The organism is Hydrogenophaga sp. Root209 (assembly GCF_001428625.1).
Lineage (GTDB): Bacteria > Pseudomonadota > Gammaproteobacteria > Burkholderiales > Burkholderiaceae_C > Hydrogenophaga.
The window spans coordinates 362,422-385,139 of sequence record NZ_LMIE01000022.1 but is presented as its reverse complement, the minus strand read 5'-3'; the positions used below and the strand labels follow the sequence as shown (position 1 = coordinate 385,139).

General features: G+C 63.7%; 28 protein-coding genes and 1 tRNA gene. 16 read left to right on the top strand and 13 right to left on the bottom strand.

All coding sequences use genetic code 11. The features are described from left to right. Positions 1-91: 91 nt before the first annotated feature. Positions 92-244 (bottom strand): DNA-binding protein, encoded by a 153-nt coding sequence (locus ASE11_RS25390; protein ID WP_082585723.1) that lies wholly within the window; start codon positions 242-244, stop codon positions 92-94. 47 nt (positions 245-291) lie between these two features. Here ASE11_RS25390 and ASE11_RS25890 point away from each other — a divergent pair, with 47 nt between their 5' ends. Both ASE11_RS25890 and greB read left to right on the top strand, forming a co-directional pair. Further along, the gene (locus tag ASE11_RS25890) at positions 292-675 is read left to right on the top strand and encodes a hypothetical protein (protein ID WP_156406343.1); all 384 of its coding nucleotides are present in this window, start codon (positions 292-294) and stop codon (positions 673-675) included. Next, positions 672-1,235, top strand: coding sequence for a transcription elongation factor GreB (gene greB / locus ASE11_RS13315; protein WP_056272058.1), 564 nt, complete (start codon positions 672-674; stop codon positions 1,233-1,235). The genes ASE11_RS25890 and greB overlap by 4 nt, the downstream gene beginning before the upstream one ends. On the opposite strand, the gene ASE11_RS13310 is transcribed toward greB, so the two are convergent. The 4 genes from ASE11_RS13310 to ASE11_RS13295 all read right to left on the bottom strand — a co-directional run bounded on the left by ASE11_RS13310 (position 1,236) and on the right by ASE11_RS13295 (position 5,428). Continuing rightward, positions 1,236-3,494, bottom strand: a complete 2,259-nt coding sequence (locus tag ASE11_RS13310; protein ID WP_056272055.1) for a RelA/SpoT family protein — start codon at positions 3,492-3,494, stop codon at positions 1,236-1,238. 146 nt (positions 3,495-3,640) lie between these two features. Further along, on the bottom strand, positions 3,641-3,844 hold the full coding sequence (gene rpoZ, locus ASE11_RS13305) for a DNA-directed RNA polymerase subunit omega (RefSeq protein WP_056272051.1): 204 nt from the start codon (positions 3,842-3,844) through the stop codon (positions 3,641-3,643). Between the two features lie 28 nt (positions 3,845-3,872). Continuing rightward, on the bottom strand, positions 3,873-4,493 hold the full coding sequence (gene gmk, locus ASE11_RS13300; protein WP_056272047.1) for a guanylate kinase: 621 nt from the start codon (positions 4,491-4,493) through the stop codon (positions 3,873-3,875). Positions 4,494-4,495: 2 nt separating this feature from the next. Then, positions 4,496-5,428, bottom strand: coding sequence for a YicC/YloC family endoribonuclease (locus ASE11_RS13295; protein ID WP_056272044.1), 933 nt, complete (start codon positions 5,426-5,428; stop codon positions 4,496-4,498). Between the two features lie 60 nt (positions 5,429-5,488). Between ASE11_RS13295 and ASE11_RS13290 the strand changes: the two genes are divergently transcribed. The 5 genes from ASE11_RS13290 to hemW are packed head-to-tail and all read left to right on the top strand — an operon-like array spanning position 5,489 to position 10,031. Continuing rightward, positions 5,489-6,496, top strand: a complete 1,008-nt coding sequence (locus ASE11_RS13290; RefSeq protein WP_056272041.1) for a serine/threonine protein kinase — start codon at positions 5,489-5,491, stop codon at positions 6,494-6,496. Then, entirely contained in the window at positions 6,493-7,392 is a 900-nt protein-coding gene (locus tag ASE11_RS13285) for a PP2C family protein-serine/threonine phosphatase (protein ID WP_056272039.1), read from the top strand. The genes ASE11_RS13290 and ASE11_RS13285 overlap by 4 nt, the downstream gene beginning before the upstream one ends. A gap of 10 nt (positions 7,393-7,402) precedes the next feature. Then, the gene (gene rph / locus ASE11_RS13280; protein WP_056272035.1) at positions 7,403-8,140 is read left to right on the top strand and encodes a ribonuclease PH; all 738 of its coding nucleotides are present in this window, start codon (positions 7,403-7,405) and stop codon (positions 8,138-8,140) included. Further along, on the top strand, positions 8,137-8,760 hold the full coding sequence (gene rdgB, locus ASE11_RS13275) for an RdgB/HAM1 family non-canonical purine NTP pyrophosphatase (protein WP_056272032.1): 624 nt from the start codon (positions 8,137-8,139) through the stop codon (positions 8,758-8,760). Before rph ends, rdgB begins: the two co-directional genes overlap by 4 nt. Beyond that, complete coding sequence (gene hemW / locus ASE11_RS13270; RefSeq protein WP_082585722.1) at positions 8,757-10,031, top strand: radical SAM family heme chaperone HemW; 1,275 nt, start codon at positions 8,757-8,759, stop codon at positions 10,029-10,031. The genes rdgB and hemW overlap by 4 nt, the downstream gene beginning before the upstream one ends. Positions 10,032-10,037: 6 nt before the next feature. On the opposite strand, the gene ASE11_RS13265 is transcribed toward hemW, so the two are convergent. After that, a complete protein-coding gene (locus tag ASE11_RS13265) occupies positions 10,038-11,459 on the bottom strand; it encodes a heavy metal sensor histidine kinase (protein ID WP_082585721.1) in 1,422 nt (473 codons plus the stop codon). Beyond that, positions 11,456-12,136 (bottom strand): heavy metal response regulator transcription factor, encoded by a 681-nt coding sequence (locus tag ASE11_RS13260; RefSeq protein WP_056272029.1) that lies wholly within the window; start codon positions 12,134-12,136, stop codon positions 11,456-11,458. Before ASE11_RS13260 ends, ASE11_RS13265 begins: the two co-directional genes overlap by 4 nt. 64 nt (positions 12,137-12,200) lie before the next feature. On the opposite strand from ASE11_RS13260, the gene ASE11_RS13255 reads away from it, so the two are divergent. Next, entirely contained in the window at positions 12,201-12,728 is a 528-nt protein-coding gene (locus ASE11_RS13255; RefSeq protein WP_156406342.1) for a DUF4148 domain-containing protein, read from the top strand. A 27-nt stretch (positions 12,729-12,755) separates the two neighbouring features. On the opposite strand, the gene ASE11_RS13250 is transcribed toward ASE11_RS13255, so the two are convergent. Both ASE11_RS13250 and ASE11_RS13245 read right to left on the bottom strand, forming a co-directional pair. After that, a complete protein-coding gene (locus tag ASE11_RS13250; RefSeq protein ID WP_156406341.1) occupies positions 12,756-13,142 on the bottom strand; it encodes a hypothetical protein in 387 nt (128 codons plus the stop codon). Continuing rightward, positions 13,139-13,477, bottom strand: a complete 339-nt coding sequence (locus ASE11_RS13245) for a hypothetical protein (RefSeq protein ID WP_056272017.1) — start codon at positions 13,475-13,477, stop codon at positions 13,139-13,141. The genes ASE11_RS13250 and ASE11_RS13245 overlap by 4 nt, the downstream gene beginning before the upstream one ends. A 231-nt stretch (positions 13,478-13,708) precedes the next feature. Here ASE11_RS13245 and ASE11_RS13240 point away from each other — a divergent pair, with 231 nt between their 5' ends. The 8 genes from ASE11_RS13240 to ASE11_RS13205 all read left to right on the top strand — a co-directional run bounded on the left by ASE11_RS13240 (position 13,709) and on the right by ASE11_RS13205 (position 20,648). Further along, positions 13,709-14,395 (top strand): TetR/AcrR family transcriptional regulator, encoded by a 687-nt coding sequence (locus tag ASE11_RS13240; RefSeq protein ID WP_056272013.1) that lies wholly within the window; start codon positions 13,709-13,711, stop codon positions 14,393-14,395. A 128-nt stretch (positions 14,396-14,523) separates the two neighbouring features. Then, complete coding sequence (locus ASE11_RS13235; RefSeq protein WP_056272008.1) at positions 14,524-15,078, top strand: TRAP transporter small permease; 555 nt, start codon at positions 14,524-14,526, stop codon at positions 15,076-15,078. Further along, positions 15,075-16,355 (top strand): TRAP transporter large permease subunit, encoded by a 1,281-nt coding sequence (locus ASE11_RS13230; RefSeq protein ID WP_056272004.1) that lies wholly within the window; start codon positions 15,075-15,077, stop codon positions 16,353-16,355. Before ASE11_RS13235 ends, ASE11_RS13230 begins: the two co-directional genes overlap by 4 nt. Before the next feature lie 88 nt (positions 16,356-16,443). Continuing rightward, positions 16,444-17,451, top strand: coding sequence for a TRAP transporter substrate-binding protein (locus ASE11_RS13225; RefSeq protein WP_056272001.1), 1,008 nt, complete (start codon positions 16,444-16,446; stop codon positions 17,449-17,451). Between the two features lie 10 nt (positions 17,452-17,461). Beyond that, a complete protein-coding gene (gene aroQ, locus ASE11_RS13220; RefSeq protein ID WP_056271998.1) occupies positions 17,462-17,932 on the top strand; it encodes a type II 3-dehydroquinate dehydratase in 471 nt (156 codons plus the stop codon). Between the two features lie 18 nt (positions 17,933-17,950). Continuing rightward, positions 17,951-18,784, top strand: a complete 834-nt coding sequence (locus ASE11_RS13215) for a shikimate dehydrogenase family protein (RefSeq protein ID WP_056271994.1) — start codon at positions 17,951-17,953, stop codon at positions 18,782-18,784. Between the two features lie 39 nt (positions 18,785-18,823). After that, entirely contained in the window at positions 18,824-19,750 is a 927-nt protein-coding gene (locus ASE11_RS13210) for a VOC family protein (RefSeq protein ID WP_056271991.1), read from the top strand. A gap of 4 nt (positions 19,751-19,754) precedes the next feature. Further along, positions 19,755-20,648 carry a sugar phosphate isomerase/epimerase family protein gene (locus ASE11_RS13205; protein ID WP_056272247.1) on the top strand — a complete coding sequence of 298 codons (894 nt, stop codon included), beginning with the start codon at positions 19,755-19,757 and terminating at the stop codon, positions 20,646-20,648. Positions 20,649-20,693: 45 nt separating this feature from the next. On the opposite strand, the gene ASE11_RS13200 is transcribed toward ASE11_RS13205, so the two are convergent. The 4 genes from ASE11_RS13200 to ureE form a co-directional block, all read right to left on the bottom strand. Beyond that, a tRNA-Ser gene (locus ASE11_RS13200) sits at positions 20,694-20,781 on the bottom strand. A 24-nt stretch (positions 20,782-20,805) separates the two neighbouring features. Beyond that, complete coding sequence (gene ureG, locus ASE11_RS13195) at positions 20,806-21,489, bottom strand: urease accessory protein UreG (protein WP_056271986.1); 684 nt, start codon at positions 21,487-21,489, stop codon at positions 20,806-20,808. Continuing rightward, positions 21,486-22,205, bottom strand: a complete 720-nt coding sequence (locus ASE11_RS13190; RefSeq protein WP_056272245.1) for an urease accessory protein UreF — start codon at positions 22,203-22,205, stop codon at positions 21,486-21,488. The genes ureG and ASE11_RS13190 overlap by 4 nt, the downstream gene beginning before the upstream one ends. Next, a complete protein-coding gene (gene ureE, locus ASE11_RS13185; protein WP_056271982.1) occupies positions 22,192-22,707 on the bottom strand; it encodes an urease accessory protein UreE in 516 nt (171 codons plus the stop codon). Before ureE ends, ASE11_RS13190 begins: the two co-directional genes overlap by 14 nt. Between the last annotated feature and the right edge of the window lie 11 nt (positions 22,708-22,718).

Below are 22,718 nucleotides of genomic sequence, written 5' to 3'. Positions count from 1 at the left end.
AACACGACGTATCCAGATCGTCCAAAGGGAATGATCAACTCGCGCAGAAAGGGGCTCTGACCGACCTTGCGGCACGTGAATGGTGAAGTCTTCAAGGTGGCGGCGCCGGCGCGGATCCGCGACCGAGGTGCGTGCGCACGCGCTCGATCGTGGGCCGCTTGCGTTGGGCAAGCACGCCGTCGGCCGCGGCCCAAACGTCATCGACTTGGACGCCCCGGGAGACTCTCGTACTTTTCGTTGGCATCGCCCTGCTCTCTGATATAAATTAGTGCCGATAAGAAGATAGTTATCGTGACCAATTTCCCTGACAGGTCCGAAGGAGTGAGCGAATATTTGTCGCTTCACATCACCCGCCGGGCGCGTGCCCACGCTCGAGAAAACGTTTGCGCCACGGATGCAGACACTGATCAATGTGATCTCGCGGGAAATTTCTCTGCGGGACTTTTGCGGGACTGGGCTGTGAAATACATGTCTAAACAGGGTAGTTTTGGTACAATGAGTGATCAAATATCCTATATAGATCAACAACTTACAGATGAACTGGTAGCTACGAACCAAGGGGTCGTGGGTTCAATTCCTGCCAGCCGCACCAAACAAAAAACCCGCAGCCACAAGCTGCGGGTTTTTTCATTTCTGCCGCTGAGAACGCATGCCGGCGGCGAAGGGTCACCATGAGCAAGGCTTTTACCAAGGAGTCCGACCAGGACGAGGATGACGATCTTCCGCCAGCGGCACCGGTGCCCGGTGGCAAGAACTACATCACCCGGGCGGGCTACGACCGCCTGCGCAGCGAGTTGTTTGCGCTGATCGACGACGAGCGTCCCAAGATCGTCGAGATTGTTCACTGGGCCGCCAGCAACGGCGACCGATCGGAAAACGGTGATTACCTGTACGGCAAGAAGCGCCTGCGCGAGATCGATCGGCGCATCCGGTTTTTAACGCGCCGGCTCGAAATAGCCGAGGTAGTCGATGCATCGCTGCATCACGGCGGCGACCAGGTCTTCTTTGGAGTCACAGTGACCTACGCCGACGACACGGGTATAGAGACCACCGTCACCATACTCGGTGTGGATGAGGCTGACAGCGCACAAGGACAGATCAGCTGGGTGTCGCCAGTGGCACGCGCGCTGCTCAAGGCGAAAGTTGGCGATGTGGTGCGCCTGGTGGTGCCCGGTGGCACTCAAGAACTCGAAGTCCTGGCCGTGAGTTACCCAGCGCCCGCCAACGGCGGCTGATCAAGCCTTGACGGGCTTGAAGCGCTGCGCCTTGATCACCGACGTCGTGCGCTTGAGGCTGCGCAACACATCGGCCAGGTGTTGACGGTCACGCACCGAGACCGAGAAGCGGATGTCGGTCGCGGTCTGAGCGGGTTCGTCGCCCATGTCCACGTGGGTGATGTCGGCTTCGGCCGCCGCGATGCTGGATGCCACGCGTGCCAGAACGCCCTTGCCGTTCATGACGGTCACCACCACCGTGGTCTCGAACGAGCGAACGGGCTCATCGGCCCATTCCACTTCCAGGAAACGCTCGCTGTCGCGCAACAGAAGACGCTTGCCGGTTGGGCATTCCTCCGCATGCACCACCAAGCCCTCACCGCGACCCAGGTAGCCCACAATGCGATCGCCCGGGATGGGTTTGCAACAGGGGGCATATTGCACCGACAGGCCTTCGCTGCCGTCGAGCGTCACAACACCCTGGGAAGCCGATTCGTCGCGGCCACTGGCGTAGCGCTCGGTGCTGATCAGCAATGCATCGGGCTTGAGCCCCATTTCGGACAACAGCACCGCGAGCTTCTTGCCCACCATGCTGGCGATGCGTTTGCCCATGCCGATGTCGGAGAGCAATTCGTTGCGCGTCTTGTTGCCGGTGAACCGGAGCAGTTTTTCCCAGGTGCTTTGGTACTCGCCGTCTTCAGCCGGCAGGGCCGCAATGCCCTCTGATCTCAACGCCTGGCTCAGCATGCGCTCCCCCAGTTCGTGCGATTTCTCCTGGGCCACGGTCTTGAGGTGGTGGCGGATCTTGGAGCGCGCCCGTCCGGTTTTCACGAAAGACAGCCAAGTCGGATTGGGTTCGGCGCTCTCCGCGGTGATGACCTCGACCACATCACCGTTAGCCAGCTCGGTACGCAGCGGGCGCTGCTCGCCATTGATGCGCGCCGACACGGTGTGGTTGCCCACGTCGCTGTGGATCGCGTAGGCAAAGTCCATCACCGTGGCGCCACGGGGCAACGCCATGATCTTGCTCTTGGGCGTGAACACATAGACTGCGTCCGGAAACAGGTCGATCTTGATGTGGTCCCAGAACTCGCCCGCGTCGTGGGTTTCCTGCTGGATGTCCAGCAGCGACTGCAGCCACTGCGTGCCCAGGCGTTGCGACATGTCGCTGCCCGGTTCACTGGCCTTGTACAACCAGTGCGCGGCCACGCCGGATTCGGCCACCACGTCCATGGCGTGCGTGCGCAGCTGAAATTCGATGTTGGTGCCAAAAGGGCCGATCAGCGTCGTGTGCAGAGACTGATAACCATTGACCTTTGGAATCGCCACATAGTCGCGGAACTTGCCCGGCAGCGGCTTGTAGAGCTGATGCAGCACACCGAGCCCGGTGTAGCAGTCGGTCAACTCCGGTACGACGATGCGGAAACCATAAACGTCGGTCACCTGTGAGAACGACAGGTGCTTGTTGTCCATCTTGCGATAGACCGAGTAGAGTGTTTTCTCACGGCCCATGATGCGCACGCTCATGCCCTGTCGGGCAAACACGTTTTCCACCTCTTTCTGCACGCGAGAGATCAGGTCGCGGCGGCGGTTGCGCGATTTGTTGAGCGCCTTGGACAGCACCTCGTAACGCCAGGGGTGCAGGAAGCGAAATGCCAGATCCTGCAGTTCGCGGTAGGTGAAGTTCAGGCCCAACCGATGCGCGATCGGGGCGTATATCTCCAACGTCTCGCTGCTGATGCGCTGCCACTTGCTTCGGGGCATGTCGCCCATGGTGCGCATGTTGTGTGTGCGGTCGGCCAACTTGATCAGGATGACACGCACGTCCTTGGCCATGGCCAGAAGCATCTTGCGAAACGACTCGGCCTGATTTTGTTCGCGGGTGTCGAACTCCAGCTTCTCCAGCTTGGTGAGCCCGTCCACCAGATCGGCTACCGGTGCTCCAAAGCGCTCTACCAGTTCTTCCTTGGTCACGCCGCAGTCTTCGATGGCGTCGTGCATCAAGGCCGACATGAGCGCCTGTGCGTCAAGCTTCCATTCGGCGCATTGGGCCGCCACCGCAATCGGGTGGGTGATGTAGGGATCGCCGTTCTTGCGCAACTGCCCAAGGTGCGCCTCGTCTGCAAAACGGTAGGCTTGCCGGATGCTCTCGATGTCGCCAGGGCTCAGATAATCCAGTTTCGCGAGCAAACCGGCGAAGCTGGCTGCGGCCGCGCTTGCTGCTGGGTGCGCCTGGTCGTCCGCAGAGAAGAATGAGCCGCTGTCGGCCGTGGTGATCATCCCGGTACTTTAGCGTGAGATGACGTCCACTGCAGAGGGACTGATCTCTGCCTCACCAATGGCAGTGATAGCGTGATGACGGAACGGTGTTCAGGCGAAAAAAAACACCGCAATGCGGCGTTTTTTTGAGGAGACGGGGCCTCAGGTCAGAGCGGCACCTTCTTGAGCATTTCCAGACCGATCTTGCCTTCGGCAATTTCGCGCAGCGCGGTCACGCCGGGCTTGTTCTTGCTTTCGATCTTGGGAGCATGACCCTGGCTCAACATGCGGGCGCGGTAGGTTGCGGCCAGCACGAGCTGAAAGCGGTTGGGGATCTTTTCCAGACAATCTTCGACGGTGATGCGTGCCATGGGCGGGCTCCAGTAAACGGGCTTGGGGTCAGAGGATGTTGAGCGCTTTGAAGGTATCGCCGCGGGCGATACGCTGGGCGGCGAACTTGAGCCGCTGTGCATGGACGATGGCCTTGAGATCAAACAGGGCCCGCTCGAACAACTCATTAATTATAACGAAGTCGAACTCTCGGGCATGGGTCATTTCGGTGGCAGCGTTCTGCAACCGCAACTCGATCACCTCGGCAGAGTCTTCCGCCCGGCGCTCAAGGCGGGAGCGCAGTTCCTCCCAACTGGGCGGCAGGATGAAGACCAACACCGCGTTGGGGAAGATGCGCTTGACCTGGATCGCGCCCTGAAAGTCGATCTCCAGCACCACATCGGCGCCTTGCGCCATGCGTTGTTCGATGGCGGTCTTGGAAGTGCCGTAGCGGTTGCCGTGGACCATGGCCCATTCCAGGAAAGCACCCTGGATGACCATATGGTCAAAGGTTTCCTTGCTCACAAAGTAGTACTCGCGACCGTGCAGCTCCTGGCCGCGTGGTGCGCGGGTGGTGTGCGAAACGGAAGGCACGACGCGCGAGTCGAGTTCCATCAAGGCCTTCACCAAGCTGGATTTTCCAGCCCCGCTGGGGGCTGCAACGACGAACAGGTTTCCAGGATATTCCATGCTCACTCTATGTTTTGGACCTGCTCGCGCATCTGTTCGATGAGCACCTTCATGTCCACCGAAATCCGGGTGAGTTCGAGGTTGGACGACTTCGAACCCATGGTGTTGGCCTCGCGGTGCAACTCCTGAATCAGAAAATCCAGCCGTTTGCCGACCTCGGCACCTTTTTTGATCAACCGCTCAATCTCGGTCAGGTGCGAGTCAAGCCGGGTAAGTTCTTCTGCCACATCAATGCGGATGGCGAATGCAGTGGCTTCGGTCAGGGCGCGGTCGTTGGCCGTGTCGGACGTGACCGTATTGCCCGTTGCCGATGGTCCGCCGGCGGCCAGCGCCTCGTTCCAGCGATCAATGAAGCGCTGGCGCTGCTGCGCCACCAGTTGGGGAATGAGGGGTTGCGCATCCTTGGCCAACTGTCTCAATTGACCCAGGCGGTCCAGCAACATGGCCGCCAGACGTTTGCCCTCGCGCTCGCGCGCTTCCATGAGGTTGTTGATGGCGGTGTCGGCCAACGACTGCAGGCCTTCGTTGAGCTCGCCCGGGTTGCCTTGCTGGCGAGAAGTGAGCTGCAGCACCTCGGCCACCGACAGGGGGCCGGCGGTGGGCAGCCAGGCGCGCACGTTGTCTTGCAGGCCAACCAGCTTCTGGAGTTCAAGGGCGCTGGGCGAGCGAGGCATGGCATCGCTGCGGCCTTCGATCCAGGCGCGAACCTCGACCTTGCCACGTTTCAGGCGTGAGGTCAGCAGCTCGCGCAGTGCGGGTTCCGATCCGCGAAGGTCGTCGGGGAGCTTGAAGGTGAGGTCGAGAAAGCGACTGTTGACCGAGCGGATCTCCAAGCCCAGACCCGGTTTGGGATCGCGCGCTGGCTCCGCGTTCGCGGCCGTTGCGGGCCCGCCCAGGTGGGCCGTTGCATAGCCGGTCATGCTGTAAACTGCCATTGCACTTTGCCCGTCAGGTTGAGTGGTCCAAAACGAGGCGTTCCGGAAACCATCCGAATTATGTCAAAGGTCAAACCCGCACCGCTCCCGCCGGACACCGTGATTGGTGGTTACCGCATTGTTCGCAAACTGGCAGCGGGTGGCTTTGGCGTCGTTTACCTCGCTGTCGACACCGAAGGCCAACAGGTCGCGGTCAAGGAATACCTCCCTTCGTCACTGGCCTCGCGCGGCCCCGGCGAACTGCTGCCACAGGTGCAGCCCGAGAAGCTCTCGCTCTACCGCCTGGGTCTCAAAAGTTTCTTTGAAGAAGGCCGTGCGCTGGCCCAGATTTCTCACGCCTCGGTCGTCAGCGTGCTCAATTTTTTCCGCGAGAACGAGACCGTGTACATGGTCATGAACTTCCTGGAAGGCGCGTCGCTACAGGAATTCATCATCACGGCGCGCGAACAGAAAAAGCAGAAGGTCTTTCGCGAATCGACCATCCGTTCACTGTACGACGAGGTCTTGCGTGGTCTGCGCATCGTGCACCAGCACAAGATGCTACATCTGGACATCAAGCCGGCCAACATCTTCGTGACCGATGACAACCGCTCGGTGCTTATCGATTTTGGCGCTGCGCGCGAGGTGCTGAGCAAAGAGGGCAACTTCATTCGCCCGATGTACACGCCCGGCTTTGCCGCGCCTGAGATGTACCGGCGCGATTCCAGCATGGGCCCATGGACCGACATTTACGCAATTGGCGCCTGCATCTACGCCAGCATGCAAGGCTATCCACCCAACGATGCGCCGCAACGGCTCGAAAAGGACCGCCTGTCGTTGGCGTTGTCCCGCCTGCGCGGCGTCTACTCCGACAACTTGATTGAAGTGGTCGAATGGTGCATGTCGCTGGATCCCTTGTCGCGTCCGCAATCGGTGTTTGCGCTGCAGAAAGAACTCAGCCGCGAAACTGAACGCAGTTACACCAAGCTCACGGTGGCCGAAAAGATGCGCCTGCAGTTTGACAACATCGTGTCGGACAACAAGAAAGTCATGCGCAAATCCACCAACGCCGGCACCAAGTTTCGATGAAATTTTCGGTCTATCAGATCAGCCGCCAAGGTGGGCGGGAGCGCAATGAAGACCGCATGGGCTATGCCTATACCCGCGAATCAGGCCTCTTCGTTCTGGCCGACGGCATGGGCGGCCATCCAGAAGGCGCCATGGCCGCTCAGTTGGCCCTGCAGACCTTCTCGGCCTACTTTCAGAAGGCGGCCAATCCCACGGTGAGGGAAGTCCCCGAGTTCCTCTCCAGTGCGCTGATGGCCGCGCACCATCAGATCATTCGCTACGCCGCTGAAAAGGGCATGCTCGACACACCCCGCACGACGCTGGTGGCCTCGGTCATGGAGCGGGGCCACGTGTACTGGGTGCACTGCGGCGATTCGCGGCTGTATGTTGTGCGCAATGGCGAAATGCTCACGCGCACGCGTGACCACTCTTACATGGAGCAGCAGGCCCATCTGGGTCGGGCCACCGAGCACATCAACCGCAACATCCTGTTCACCTGCCTGGGCTCACCCGCCAAGCCGGTGTTCGATCTGTCGGGGCCGGTGCAGCTGCTCCAAGGTGACCGCGTGCTGCTGTGCTCCGACGGCTTGTGGGGCACGGTGACCGACGAGGAGATCACCTCCGAGTTGTCCAAGCGCCCGCTGGAGCAGGCGGTGCCCGAACTGGTCGAGCTCGCTCTCAAGCGGGGCGGCCCGCGCTGTGACAACGTGACCGTGCTCGCCATGGAATGGGAAACGGCCGACGAGTTCCAGAGCACCCGCGTGTCCACCGAGGACATCGAGGACGGCGTGTTCGCCTCCACGATTCAGTCGGGCACGCCCGACTCGACCATGGAAGATCTGGACGACGCGGCGATCGAACAATCGATCGCCGAGATCAACGAAGCGATTCGCCGCACGGCCGAACGCAACACCTGAGGTTTTCCCCATGAGTGAAATTTCCCGACCCGGCCAACGGGCCGTCGATGCCCTGCGCCCTGTGCGCATCACCCGCAGCTACACCATGCACGCCGAGGGCTCGGTGCTGATCGAATTCGGCCACACCAAGGTGCTGTGCACCGCCTCGGTGGAAGAGAAGGTGCCGCCGCACAAACGCGGCAGCGGTGAAGGCTGGGTGACTGCCGAGTACGGCATGTTGCCGCGCGCCACGCACACCCGCAGCGACCGGGAAGCCGCCAAGGGCAAGCAGAGCGGTCGCACGCAGGAAATCCAGCGCCTGATCGGCCGGTCGCTGCGCGCTGTGTTCGATCTCAAGGCGCTGGGCGAGCGCACCATCTCGCTTGACTGCGACGTGATCCAGGCCGACGGCGGGACCCGCACCGCGAGCATCACCGGCGCTTTCGTGGCCGCGCACGATGCGGTGTCGAAGTTGATTGCCGACGGCAAGATTGCACAGTCGCCGATCAAGGACCACGTGGCTGCGATCTCTGTGGGCATCCTGGATGGCGTGCCATTGCTGGATCTGGAGTACGTGGAAGATGCCGCTAGCGATACCGACATGAACGTGGTGATGACCGGTGCCGGGCATTTCGTGGAAGTGCAAGGCACGGCCGAGGGCGTGGCCTTCACGCGCCGCGAGATGGATGCGCTGCTGGCCCTGGCCGAAAAGGGCATCGGCGAACTCGTGAGCCTGCAGAAGCAAGCTCTGGGCATCTTGACGGCATGAAGCTGGTCCTGGCGTCGAACAACAAGGGCAAGCTTGTAGAATTGCAGGCGCTCTTTGCGCCGCTGGGCATCGAGCTGGTGCGCCAGGCCGACCTGAACATTCCCGAAGCACCCGAGCCGCACCGCACCTTTGTGGAGAACGCCCTGGCCAAGGCGCGCCACGCCGCGCAGGTCAGCGGCCTGCCGGCGCTGGCCGACGATGCCGGCCTGTGTGTGGAGGCTTTCAACGGCCTGCCCGGCGTCGACACGGCTTACTACGCCACGCAGTTTGGTTACGCAAAGAGCGACGACAACAACGTGCGAGCGTTGCTCGAACAGATGCAGGGTGTGAACGACCGCCGCGCCGCACTGGTCAGCACGCTGGTGGCTTTGCGCAGCGCTGATGACCCTGAGCCATTGGTGGCCACGGGCCGCGCTCCCGGCCTCATCACGCGGCAGCCCATCGGCGAGAACGGCTTCGGCTTCGACCCGGTGATGTATCTGCCGGCCTTCGGCAAGACCTTTGCTGAACTGCCCACCGAAGTGAAGAACGCCAACAGTCACCGTGGGCGTGCCGCCCGCCACATGCTGGAGTTGATGCGCGAACGCTGGTTCGCGCCTGCGCCGGGCTCTGTGCCATGAGCACCGACAAGCCTGTGTCCTGGCCGGGTGGTCTGCCCAGTCAGCGGGGAGCCAAGCCCGAGGTGCCCTGGAACGATGTGCGCCACTGGATGCGCCCGGGCACGCTGCAACTGCAAAGCCTGCCCCCGCTCTCGCTCTACATTCACCTGCCGTGGTGCCTGAAGAAGTGCCCGTACTGCGATTTCAACTCGCACGAATGGAGCGCCACATCCGAGCCTGACCAACCGCTGCCCGAATCGCGTTATCTGGACGCCTTGCGCGCCGATCTTGAAGCCTCGCTACCACTGATCTGGGGGCGCACAGTACACAGCGTGTTCATTGGCGGTGGTACACCGAGCCTGTTTTCTCCTGCGGCCATCGACCGATTGCTGGGCGACGTGCGTGCCTTGCTGCGACTCGACGCCGACGCCGAGATCACGCTCGAAGCCAATCCGGGCACGTTTGAGAAAGACCGTTTCCGCGCGTTTCGCGAAGCGGGCGTGACGCGCCTTTCTGTCGGCGTGCAGAGCTTCAACGACGCGCACCTCAAGGCGCTGGGGCGCGTGCACGATCGCGACCAGGCCATGGCCGCGGTGGAGGAGGCCGCGCAGGCCTTCGATACCTTCAACCTCGACCTCATGTACGCGCTGCCCGGGCAGACGCTGGCCGACTGCGAGACAGACGTGCGCACGGCACTCTCCTTCTCGCCGCCACACATTTCCATCTACCACCTCACGCTGGAGCCCAACACCTACTTCGCCAAGTACCCGCCGACCCTGCCGCCCGAAGACGAGGCGTGGGACATGCTCGACCGCATCACCGAACTCACCGGCGAGGCGGGCCTGCAACGCTACGAGGTGTCAGCCTATGCGCGTGCGGGGCACCGCTGCTGGCACAACACCAACTACTGGCAGTTCGGCGACTACCTGGGCATTGGCGCGGGCGCGCACAGCAAGCTGAGCTTTGCCCACCGCGTGGCGCGCCCGGTGCGCGTGCGCGAGCCTCGGCTGTACATGGAGCGAGCGCTTGAGGGCAACGCCGTGGTGAGCGCCGACGAAGTTTCGCGCGCCGAGCTGCCGTTCGAATTCATGCTCAATGCCATGCGGCTCAAGGAAGGCTTTGCCCTGCAGCAGTTCATGGAGCGCACCGGCCTGCCGCTTTCCAGCATCGAGCCGGGCCTGGCACAGGCGGTACAAAAAGGCTTGATTGCGCGCGATGCGGCGCGGGTGTGGCCCACCGAGCGCGGTTTCGATTTCCTCAGCGACCTGCAGGCCCTGTTTCTGGCGGACTGAAGTCGCTCAGGCCGCGTGCAGGCTGAATCCCACGCGGGTGGTGCCACCGCTGGATTCGGCGGCGGGGAAGCCGTCGTGCATGCGGGCGATGGCGGCCACGATGGACAGGCCCAGGCCGTGGTGCGGCTTTTCGAGCTCGCAACGCGATGCGTCGGCGCGGAAGAAGCGGTCGAACAGGCGCGGCAGGTGCTCGGGCTCAATGCAGGGCCCCGTGTTCTCCACCCACAGCCGCACGCTGTCGCCCGATTCGCGTGCGATGCGCACACACAGATTCGTGCCGGTGTCGGCGTAGCGGATCGCGTTGCCCAGCAGGTTGGACAAGGCGCGCTTGACCAGCGGCTCGTCGATGGACAACCGGGTGTCGCCCTCGATGCTCACCGTCAGTCCACGCTCCTCCATCGGTGCTTCATGGAACTCGACCACCTGTTGCACCAGTTGCGCCAGGCTCACCGAGGCGCCACGCCGTGCCTTCACGCCGCGATCGGCCTGCGCGAGAAACAGCATGTCGTTGACGATGGCCGCCATGCGGTGCAGTTCCTCCAGGTTCGAGTGCAGCGTGTCTTCGAGTTCGCCGACACTGCGCTCGCGGCTGAGCGCCACCTCGGTCTGGCCGATCAGGTTGGTCAAGGGCGTGCGCAGTTCGTGGGCCACATCGGCGTTGAAGCCTTCGAGCTGCTCGTAGGTTCGTTCAACCCGGTTCATCAGGCCGTTGAACTGGTCGATCAACGGTTGCAGTTCCTCGACCGGTTCGGCCAGGGTGAGCCGTTGACCCAGGCGTCGCGCGTCGATGGCTTTGGTCTGTCCCGCCAGGTCGATCAGGGGTCGCAGGCTGCAGCGCACGCGCCAGAAGGTGCCCCAGCCCACGAGCGCCGCACCGGCCAGCACGGCCGCGATCAGCAACAAGGCCATGCGTTTGGCTGTCTTGGCGTCTTGGGTGCAGTCCAGAATCAGCGTGCCTTGCAGGGGGGAAGATCTGTTCAGATCGACCGAGAACGGCATGGCTCGCGAGACCGACGTGGCCACGTCGAAGGTGGGGGCCTTGTCGCGGTAAAGCTCGCTGCCATCGGCGCGGTTCACTTGCACGAAGGTGCCTGGGCGGCGTTCGGCCAGCCACGCGAGCTTGGCCTGGATCTCGGCCTCGCCACCCTTGGCGTTGGCGTCCCGCACCACGTCGACCAGCACAGCCGAGTAGCTGCGCAGTTCTTCCTCGTGCTTGGCGGTGAACAGCATGGTGGTGGCGCCGTAGATGAACGCCAGCAACACGCCCAGGCCGATCACGGTCTGGATCGCCAGCAGCAGCGACAGGCGCCGGCCGATCGAATAGGCGCACGGCTCGGTGGATGAAATGGCCTGCGAACTCAATGGAGTACCTTCGCCCTGCGGGCTGCGGTGCGAGCTTGCTTGGGAACGGCCCGGCGCTGCGCTCATGCCCGCTCCTCCAGCACGTAGCCCATGCCACGCACGTTGTGCAACAGCTTGGGTTTGAAAGGATCGTCCATCTTGGAGCGCAGTCGGCGCACGGCCACCTCCACCACGTTGGTGTCCGAGTCGAAGTTCATGTCCCACACCTGCTCGGCAATGGTCGTGCGCGACAGGATCTGCCCCTTGCGCCGCGCCAGCAGCGCGAGCAACGAGAACTCCTTGGCGGTGAGATCAAGCCGCTGCCCCGAACGCCAGGCCTTGCGGCTGAGCAAGTCCATCTCCAGATCGCTCACCGCCATGCGGGTGTTGGCAGCTTCGGTGGCTGCCGGGCCCCGGCGCAACAGGGCGCCCACGCGAGCGAGCAGTTCGGAGAAGGCAAACGGCTTGACGAGGTAGTCATCGGCACCGGCCTGCAGGCCTTGCACGCGGTCCTCCACGCGGTCGCGTGCGGTGAGCATGAGCACCGGCGTGCCGCGCTTCTCGCGCAACGCCGCCAGCACCCCGAAACCATCGATGCCCGGCAACATGATGTCGAGCACCACGAGCTGGTAGTCGCCTTCCAGCGCGAGGTAGCGGCCTGCGATGCCATCGCGCGCCACGTCCACCGTGTAGCCGGCCTCGGACAGGCCGCGCTTGACGTAGTCAGCGATCTTGGCTTCGTCTTCAATGACCAGCACTCGCATTGCAGGAGTCCATCGGGGTGGCAGGGCAGGGGCGTGACACCCCTGGGGAGGAGCCCGAATTGTCATGGAAACGGCCTTTTTTCTGTATTACGAATTTGTCATTCTGGCGTTCGGGAAACGACAACCTCGGTTTTTAAAGTTCTTCCTGTGCCAAACACAAAGCGGCACACCAGTCTCCTCCCCAACGCTCTCACAAGGACTCATCATGAAACTCTCGACCACCATCCTCCTGCCCCTGATCCTCGCTGCCACCGCTGGCACCGCCTTCGCCCAGAACGCTCCGCTGACCCGCGCTCAGGTGAAGGCAGAACTGGCAGAGGCCATCCGCACGGGCAACGTGCTGGCCGACAGTGAAACCGGCTTGAAACTGAACGAAATCAATCCTTCCAACTACCCAGCCAAGCCAGGTCAAACCGGCAAGACTCGCGCTCAAGTGCGGGCCGAACTCGACGAAGCCCGGCGCCTGGGTCTGGTGAACTTCTCCGACAACGGGTACCCCATCGTGACCACGCCCGAGCAAGCCGAGCAGATCCGCCAGGCAGGCCTGCGCGCTGCCGGTGACATGACCGTCGGCCAACTGAATCAGCAGTGATGCGGTTGACCCGCGCGGCGGGAGGCTTCAGCCACAGCCCGCATCGCAGGGCCGACCACTCCATCGGCATTGCCCTTCGTCCGACAGCCAGTGGTGGGCGTGTCCCGTGCACCCGGTCTGGCAGATGGCCTTGCGCGAGGCTTCCAGGTCTTCCTGCCGAGCCGCGGTTGGCTGCTCAAGAGATGGCAGCATCGCGGGGCGGCGCCCGACACGCATCAGTGGTGCAGACAGACCCCACAGCATTGAAGTGCGTGACAGCACCAGCAGCCCACGCAGCCGCACGACCTCGCTGGACAGGGTCTGCAACTCGCTCTCCTTGTCACACAGAAGTCGGGACACGCGGTCCTGCACGCTGCCCAGGTGCCGGGTGAGGATGGCGTGCTCTTGCGTCACACCCGTTGGTTGATTGCTCATTGCACGGTGGACGCCAAGGTGTGCCAGAGGCGCCGCTCTGGCAAAAGATCGTCATTGCGCAGCGAGGACTGCGCTGCCGACCCGTCGCTGCTCTTCAGGAGCGTGTCCCAGTGCTGGTGCATGCGCTGAAGCACGGTGCGAAAGCTCGGCGTGAGTGCCGGGTGTTGGCCCAGAAAAAACAGGTTGGAGCGAATCTTCCTGCCCATGAGATCGCGCTGGGTGGCGCAAGCGCTCTGGGCATGTCCCGTCATCAGCGCCAGCGTGCCGGCCAGCATGGCCTCGGTGCAGGGCAGCACATGTTCTTCGTCCTCAGGCAGTTCGGTATCGGTGTTCACGGCGGTCTCCAGACAGGGTTTTGACATCGCGACAGGGCGCGAGCGGTGCTGGCTGCCGGTCCGGATTCGAAGGTGACGAGGGACCTGGGATGGCTTGCAGGTGCATATTAAATGAGAATAGATCGCATTTGAAGTGGCCGAACGGAATGTTTTGCAAGCGGGTGTTTCGTGCCGCCAAAGTGCGCCCAGAACTTGCGCCGCGACGCGCATGGGCGCTCCTATACTTCAGGAATGAACGATGCAGTACATTCCCTCGCCGCCAAATCTGCAGCGCCTTTGCCCAAGAGCGCGGGCGTCACCGGGCGCACCAACGATCCGGCGCGGACCATGGCCGAGATCCTGAAGGTGGCCACCCACGAGTTTGCGGACAAGGGCCTGGCCGGTGCGCGCATCGACGAGATCGCAGCGGCCACGCGCACCAGCAAGCGCATGATTTACTACTATTTTGGTAGCAAAGAAGGTTTGTATATCGCGGTGCTGGAAGAGTCCTACCGCCGGGTCCGGAGCATCGAGGGTGAGTTGAATCTGGAAAATCTGCCGCCTGAAGAGGCCTTGCGCACCTTGGTGGGGTTCACCTTTGACCACCACAACGGCAACCAGGACTATGTGCGGCTGGTGATGTCGGAGAACATGCTGCGCGGTCAGTACATCGCCCAGAGCAAGAGCATTCAGGCGCTGAATGTTCCCGCCATCCAGGCCATCCGCAACCTCTACGACCGTGGCGTGGCCGAGGGCGTGTTTCGCCCGGGCGTGGACCCCATCGACATCCACGCCAGCATCTCCGCGTTGACCTTCTTCAACGTGTCCAACCAGTACACCTTCAGCCAGATCTTCAAGCACCAGGTGCAAGACCCTCAGGTGCTGGCGCAACGCCGTTCCAATGTGATCGACATGGTCGTGCGCTACCTGCGCGCATGAAGAATGCCGTGTGCATGACGAGCTGGACGATGGAGATGCCGGCTGTCGTGCGGTGGCGGAATTAAGGGTTTTTCCCAAATAGCAAACTAACCAGTTCGTACAAAATTGCCCCAAGAGGAAACAAACTCATGGTGCAAAAACTCATCGATCACTACTGCCGGCTGCTGTCGGTGGCCATGGTCGGTTGTCTCGGCCTGATGGTCGTCCTGGTGTTCGGCAATGTGGTCCTGCGCTACGGCTTCAACAGCGGGATCGCGGTGTCGGAAGAGCTGTCGCGCTGGCTTTTCGTCTGGATGACGTTCATGGGCGCACTGGTGGCCATGCGCGACCGCGCCCACCTCGGCACCGACGCGCTGATCTCGCGCCTGCCGCTGGGCGGCAAGAAGCTGTGCATGGTCCTCGCCCAGTTGCTGATGCTGTTCATCTGCTGGCAGATGTTCACCGGCGCCTGGGCGCAGACGGTGGTGAACCTGGGCACCACGAGCGCGGTCATGGAGGTGTCCATGGCCGGCTTTTATGTGAGTGGTGTGGTGTTCGCCGTGATGGCGGGGCTGGTGGTTCTCAACGACCTCTACAAGCTGCTGAGCGGACAACTGAGCGAGGCAGAACTCATCGGCGTGCGCGAGTCCGACGACATGCCCACCGGGCACCCTGAAATCCCACCGGCTGGAGACAAGCCATGACCATCGCTGTCTTCCTCGGCGCCTTGCTGGGTGCCATGGCGCTGGGCGTGCCGATTGCCTTTTCCCTGCTGTTGTGCGGTGCCGCCCTGATGTGGCACCTGGACATCTTCGACGCGCAGATCCTCGCGCAGAACGCGATTGAAGGCGCGAACAGTTTTCCGCTGCTGGCGGTGCCGTTCTTCATGCTCGCCGGCGAAATCATGAATGCCGGTGGCCTCTCGCGGCGCATCGTGCATTTCGCGATGACCCTGGTCGGTCACGTGCGGGGCGGGCTGGGCTACGTGGGCATCATCGCCGCGGTGATGTTGGCGGCGCTCTCGGGCTCGGCGGTGGCCGACGCCGCCGCGCTGGCGGCCCTGCTGCTGCCGATGATGAACAAGGCCGGTTACGACAAGGCACGCTCGGCCGGCCTGCTGGCCTCGGCCAGCATCATCGCGCCCATCATTCCGCCCAGCATTGGCTTCGTGGTGTTTGGTGTGGCGGCCAACGTGTCGATTTCCAGGCTCTTCATGGCCGGCATCTTTCCGGGCATCCTGCTGGCGGCGTCCCTCTGGGTCACCTGGTGGGTGCTCATGCGCAAAGACAACATTGCGCCAGCCAGGCGCGCCAGCCGCCACGAGGTCCTGTCTTCCCTGAAAGATGCGACCTTCGCGCTGGTCCTGCCGCTGATCGTGGTCGTCGGCCTGAAGTTCGGCGTGTTCACGCCCACCGAGGCGGCGGTGGTCGCCGCGGTGTACGCACTGTTCATCTCCACCGTGGTCTACCGGGAGCTGCGCCTGAACCAGTTGTACGGCCTGTTCCTGGCCGCGGCCAAGACCACCTCGGTGATCATGTTTCTGGTGGCCGCGGCCATGGTCTCGGCCTGGCTGATCACGGTGGCCAACCTGCCTGGTGAACTGGTCTCGGTGCTCGAGCCGATTCTGGACAACCCCACGATGCTGCTGGTCGCCATGATGGTGTTGACCATGATCGTGGGCACGGCCATGGACATGACGCCCACCATCCTGATCCTCACGCCGGTTTTCATGCCGCTGGTGAAGGCAGCCGGCATCGACCCCGTGTACTTCGGCGTGCTGTTCATGATCAACAACGCCATTGGCCTGATCACGCCCCCGGTGGGCACGGTGCTCAGCACGGTCGCCGGCGTCGGCAAGATGAGCATGGACCAGGTCACGCGAGGCGTGTGGCCCTTCATGCTGGCCCAGTTCGCCGTGATGTTCCTGCTCATCATCTTCCCCGACCTGGTGCTGGTGCCTGCGCGCTGGCTCTACGGCTGACTCCTCGGGGCGGGTGCTGCATGGGCACGCCAACATCCGCCCCCTTCACTTCGAGCGTCCCGATTTCGCCACCCCAGGAGACACAACCATGAAACGCTTTTTCCTCAAGACCGTGCTCGCCGCCGCCGCGCTGGCCACCCTGGCCAACGTGGGGTTGGCCCAGGCGCAGACCCGCACCATCAAGTTCGTCAACCAGAACGCCAAGGGCCATCCCATCGTGATGGGCATGGAGAAGTTCGGCGAGATCGTCGAGGCCAAGTCGGGCGGACGCTTCAAGGTCAACATCTTCCCGGGCGGTGCGCTCGGCAGCGACCAGGCCAACCTGTCGGCCATGCAGGGCGGCACGCTGGAGATGGCGTCGATGAACTCGGGCATCTTCGCCAGCCTGGTGAAGGACTTCGCCATCTACGACTTTCCCTTCCTCTTCGCCAACGCACGCGAAGCCGATGCCGTGGTCGACGGCCCCTTCGGCAAAGGCCTGCACGACAAGTTGCAGGAGAAGGGCCTGGTGGGCCTGGCGTATTACGAACTGGGCTTTCGCAACATCACCAACGGCAAGCGCCCAATCAACAAGGTGGAAGACATCGCCGGTCTGAAACTGCGCGTGATCCCCAACCCGATCAACGTCGACTGGGTCAGCGCACTCGGCGCCAACCCCACACCGCTGCCCTTCCCGGAGCTGTACGCCGCTCTGGAGCAGAAGGCGGTGGACGGGCAGGAGAACCCGCTGGCCACCATCCAGGGCGCCAAGCTGTTCGAGGTGCAGAAGCATCTGGCGATCACCAACCACCAGTACAACCCGCAGTCCGTGGTGGTGAGCAAGAAGTTCTGGGACACGCTGTCGGCCGATGACAAAAAGCTGTTGCAGGACGCCGCCGCCGAATCAGCCAAATACCAGCGTGAACAGTCCCGCAGCGCACAGGCCAGCACGCTGGAGAGCCTGAAGAAGAGCGGCATGCAGGTGACCGAGCTGCCACCCGCCGAGGTGGCGAAGTTGCGCGAGAAGATGAAGCCGGTGGTGGCCAAACACTCCGCCAGTGTGGGCGAAGCCACCGTGAGCGCGATGATGGGTGAGCTGGACAAGCTGCGCAAATGAGCACGACGGCATGAAAAAAGTCCTGGTGCTCAACGGCCCCAACCTCAACCTGCTCGGGCTGCGCGAGCCCGCGCTGTACGGGCACACCACCTTGCCGGATGTCGAGGCCCTGTGCCGCGACGCCGGCCAGAAGCTCGGTGTGGAGATCGAGTGCTTCCAGAGCAACTCGGAAGGCGCCCTGATCGACCGCATCCACGAGGCGGGCCGTGGGTACAAGGACGGCACGGTGCTGGGGTGTGTCTTCAACCCCGGTGCCTACACCCACACCTCGGTGGCACTGCATGACGCGATCAAGGGCGTGGACGGCCTGCCCGTGATCGAGCTGCACATCTCCAACGTGCACGCCCGCGAGGCCTTTCGCCACCACTCCTTCATCTCACCCGCGGCCGCCGGCATCGTCGTGGGATTTGGTGTGGATGGTTACGTGATCGCGCTCGAAGGCCTGGTGCGCCGCCACGCGCGCCAGGCCGCCGCGACCTGACTTTCCCTGGTGTCTCCCATGATCAACGGCCTCACTGAAATCATTGCCCACATCGGCTACCCGACGCACACCTTCAAGTCGCCGATGATCTACAACCCGTTCTTCGAGCGGGAGGGCATCAACGCGGTGGTGGTGCCCATGGGTTGCAAGACGCCGGACTACCCCGCGTTCCTGCGGGCCGCATTCAAGCTCACCAACATCCGGGGCGCGCTCATCACCATGCCCCACAAGGTGGTGACGGTCGACCTGGTGGACGTGGTCACGCCCACCGTGAAGGTGGCGGGCGCCTGCAATGCCGTGAAGCGACTGCCCGACGGACGCCTGATGGGCGACATGTTCGACGGCTCCGGCTTCGTGCGCGGCGTGCAGCGCAAGGGGCTGAAGCTGCAGGGCGCGCGGGTGCTGGTGGTGGGCAACGGCGGTGTGGGTTGCGCCATCGCCGCGTCGCTGGCCGCCATGGGCGTGGCCCGCGTCACGCTGTTCGATGCCCAGGCCACGGTCTGCGATGCCCTGGCCCAACGCCTCAAGAGCGAATACCCCGACATCGAGGTGATCACCGGCAGCAACGACCCGGCCGCTCACGACCTCGTCGTCAACGCCACGCCCATGGGCATGAACGACGGGGACCCGCTGCCCATGGACGTGTCGCGCCTGTCACCCGAGACCTTTGTGGGTGAGGTGGTCATGAAATCCGAAATGACCGCCTTCCTGCGCGCTGCCCAGGCGCGGGGCTGCCCGGTGCAGATCGGCACCGACATGCTGTTCGAGCAGATACCGGCCTACCTGGAATTCTTCGACCTGCCCACCGCCACCGCCGAGACGCTGCGCAGCGTCGCACGGCTGAGCTACTGACACGGCTTTCTCCATCCCACCCACCGGAGGCCACCGACCATGAGCGACTTCCTGACCACACGCGACCCGAGCCGCGAACCCCTGCAGCCCTCGTTCGGCGACCCGGACAACCCGGTGGGTCTCGATGGTGTGGAGTTCATCGAATACGCGACCGACAAACCCCAGGCGCTGGGCCAGGTGCTGGAGATGATGGGCTTTCGCCCCGTGGCGCGCCACCGCTCGCGCGAGGTGCTGCTGTACCGCCAGGGCGGCATCAACATCGTGGTCAACTCGTCGCCGCTGGACTCCAAGGCCGCCAGCCACGGCGCCGATGTGCCCGCCATTTCCGCCGTGGCCCTGCGTGTGCGCGATGCCCGGGCGGCCTACCAGACCGTGCTGTCGCGCGGTGCCTGGCCGGTGCACACCCACCCGGAAGTGATGGAACTCAACATTCCGGCCATCCACGGCGTGGGTGGCAGCCGCATCTATTTCGTGGACCGCTACCGCGAGTTCTCGATCTACGACGTCGACTTCGTCCCCATCCCGTCGGTGGAGCAGCGCCCGCCGGCCACCGCCGGCATTGAATTTTTCGGCATCGTTCAGTACATCGGTGCCGACCGGGCGGTGGACTGGATCGAGTTCTACGGCGAGCTTTTCGGCATGACGCTCATCCCCGACGAAGAACGCTACGGGATCCTGCCCAAGGGCAAGCTGCTGATGGCGCCCGCCCTGCACCCGGCCAACCGTTTCATGCTGCAGTTGGTGGAGCCCGACCTCAACGTGCGCGACAGCTCGGAAAAAATCCAGCGCATCGGCCTGGGCGTGCCCGATGTGCTGGCCGCCGTGCGAGCCTTGCGCGCGCTCGGCCTGGACTTCGTCGAAACCGAACAGGCCCACAGCGAAGGGCGGGGCGCGATCTCGCGCACCTACCTCGGTTCGGTGGCCTTCGAACTGGTGCACGGGGCGCCGGGCAGCCATGTCGGGTGAGCGCATGACAGCCCAACACAACCCGTCGATCCAGGCCTTCGGCATGGACACCATCACCCTGGCCGGGCCGCTGGAGGCCAAGCTCGAAGCCATGCAGGACGCCGGCTTCTCCCAGGTCATGCTCAAGGCCAACGATCTGGTGGGCCACCCCGACGGCTGGAGGGCCGCCGTCAAAGCGGTGCACCGCAGCGGGCTGCGCGGGACGGGCTTTCAGGTGCTGCGCGATTTTGAAGGCCTGAGCGGCCATCTGCACGACTACAAGGTCGAGATTGCCCAACAGATGCTGGAGATGTGTGCCGAGCTGGGTTGCGACGTGCTGCTGGCGTGCTCGTCCACCTCGCGCCACGCCGGCACCGACCTCGACCAGATCGCGCGCGACCTGCGCAAGCTGGCGATGCTGGCGATCCCGCACGGCATCAAGATCGCCTTCGAGGCGCTGTCCTGGGGCCGCACCATCAACGAGTTTCCAGTGGCCTGGGACGTGATCACCCGGGCCAACTGTCCCAACCTCGGCCTGGGGTTGGACGCCTTTCACCTCTTCGCCAGCAACACCTCGCTGGAGGAGATCGACCTGCTCGATCCGCAGCGCATCTTCCTGGTCCAGCTCGCCGACTTCATGTGGCAGGAGACCCCGACCTTCGAAGAACGCATGACCACCGCGCGCACCTTCCGGGTGTTCCCGGGCGAGGGGGTGCACACCGAACAACTGGCCGCGCTGGTGCTGTCGCTGGAACGCCTGGGCTACAGCGGTGACTACAGCTTCGAGGTGTTCAACGACGACTTCCTGCAGCTGCCCTTGCCCTTCGTGGCTGAACGCGCCAGGCGCTCGGCGCTCTGGCTGGCCGAAGACGTGCTGCGCCTGTCGATGCCGTTGCCCAACCAGATCCGTCTGCGCTGAGGCCAGAAAAAAAGGGCCTTGATTTCTCAAGACCCTTGAATTCGTTGGCGGAGACTGTGAGATTCGAACTCACGGACCCTTGCGGGTCGGCAGTTTTCAAGACTGCTGGTTTAAACCGCTCACCCAAGTCTCCGGATGCGTCGGCAATGCGGCGATTTTAGCCTGCGACGACGGCTGGCTCGGCTTGCAGCTGGGGCAGCATGCCGCGCGTCTCGATGAAGCGCACCACCTCGTCCACACCGGCCAGCGTCTTGAGGTTGGTCATCACCCAGGGCCTGCGCACGCTGTCGGGGCGCATGCGCGCGGTGTCGGCTTTCATCACCTCCAGGTCGGCGCCCACGTGGGGGGCCAGGTCGGTCTTGTTGATGACGAAGAGGTCGCTCTTGGTGATGCCCGGACCGCCTTTGCGCGGGATTTTCTCGCCCGCAGCCACGTCGATCACATAGATGGTGAGGTCGCTGAGCTCGGGGCTGAAGGTGGCGGCGAGGTTGTCGCCGCCGCTCTCGATGAACACCACGTCGGCGTCGGGGAACTCACCGAGCATGCGGTCGATGGCTTCCAGGTTGATCGAGGCGTCTTCGCGGATCGCGGTGTGCGGGCAGCCGCCGGTCTCCACGCCCATGATGCGTTCGGCCGGCAGCGCGCCGCTCACGGTGAGGATGCGCTGGTCTTCCTTGGTGTAGATGTCGTTGGTGATGGCGATCAGGTCGTAGCGATCGCGCATGGCCTTGCAGAGCATCTCCAGCAGCGTGGTCTTGCCCGAACCAACCGGGCCGCCGATGCCCACGCGCAGCGGGGGCAGGTGCTTGGTGCGGCGGGGGATGTGGTGCAGCGGGGTCATGAGCGGAACAGGCGTGAGTACTGGGTTTCGTGGCGGGCGGAGTGGATGGCCAGCAAGGGCGTGAAGGCCTGGCGGTCATTGTCGTGCAGGGCGATGGCGTGGTCCACCGCGGCCGGTATCTGCTGCGCCAGGCGCGCGAGCATGCGCTGGCCGGCGCTCTGGCCCAGCGGCACCGACTTGATGGACGCCTGCACCATGTTTTCGCACCAGCCGAAGGCGTAGCCGACCAGACTGTCGTGAACGCTGGCGCCGGTGCTGGCCGCCGCGCAGGCGCAGGCCACCGGGTAGGTGGGCGGCTCCAGGCGTGCGCTGTGCAACTGCTCGAACACGCCCGTGCCCAGCTTGCCGAGCTGGCGCGCCCACTCCAGCAGGGAGCGGCCCATCTGCTCGCTTTGCAGGCGGAATTCGAACGTCTCGCGGGTCTGCAGCACCCAGTGGTTGAGTGTGTTGATGCGCGCCAGGTCGTTGGCGCGCCAGGCGGGAATGGCCTGCGCCACCACGGCCAGATCGCTGCGCGCAAGACCCAGGTGCAACTGGTCGGTGAGCCAGGCGGCAGCGCTCGTTTCGTCGTGCACCAGTCCCGCGTCCACCGCTGATTCAAGCCCTTCGGAATACGAGAAGCCGCCCACCGGCAGCGCCGGTGAGGCGAGCCAGAGGATCTGCAGCAGGCTGGCAGCCGAGCGCGGCGGCGCCTCCACCACGTCAGCCGTGGTCATGGTGGTGGGCGTGCCCGTGGCCCGGGGTGGCGGCGTGGTGGGCCCCATACGCGCCGGCCTCGGGCTCAAAGGGCTCGCGCGCCTCCATCACCGTGAGGTGCATGGCACGCAGCATCTCGGCCAGCACGTGGTCGGGCTCGATCTTCAGGTGGTCCGGCTGCAGTTCGATCGGCACGTGCCGGTTGCCCAGGTGGTAGGCCGCGCGCATGAGGTCGAAGGCCTGCTCGTGGGCCGGGTGGTCGGGGCAGGCGGTGATGCGCAGCACCGGCTGGGCTGCGGCCACCACGCGCAACAGCGAGCCGTCCTGGGTGAGCAGCACGTCGCCACCGCGCACAACCGTGCCGCGCGGCAGGAACACGCCCACGTGGCGCTCGTCGGAAGCCACGGTGTCGAAGCGGCTCTTCTGGCGGATGTCCCAGTCCAGCTCCAGGTGCGCGGCGCGCTGCACCAGTGAGGCGGCCAGGCCCTGGCCTTGTGGAATGAGTTTGGAGACTTGCAGCATGGGATCGGGCG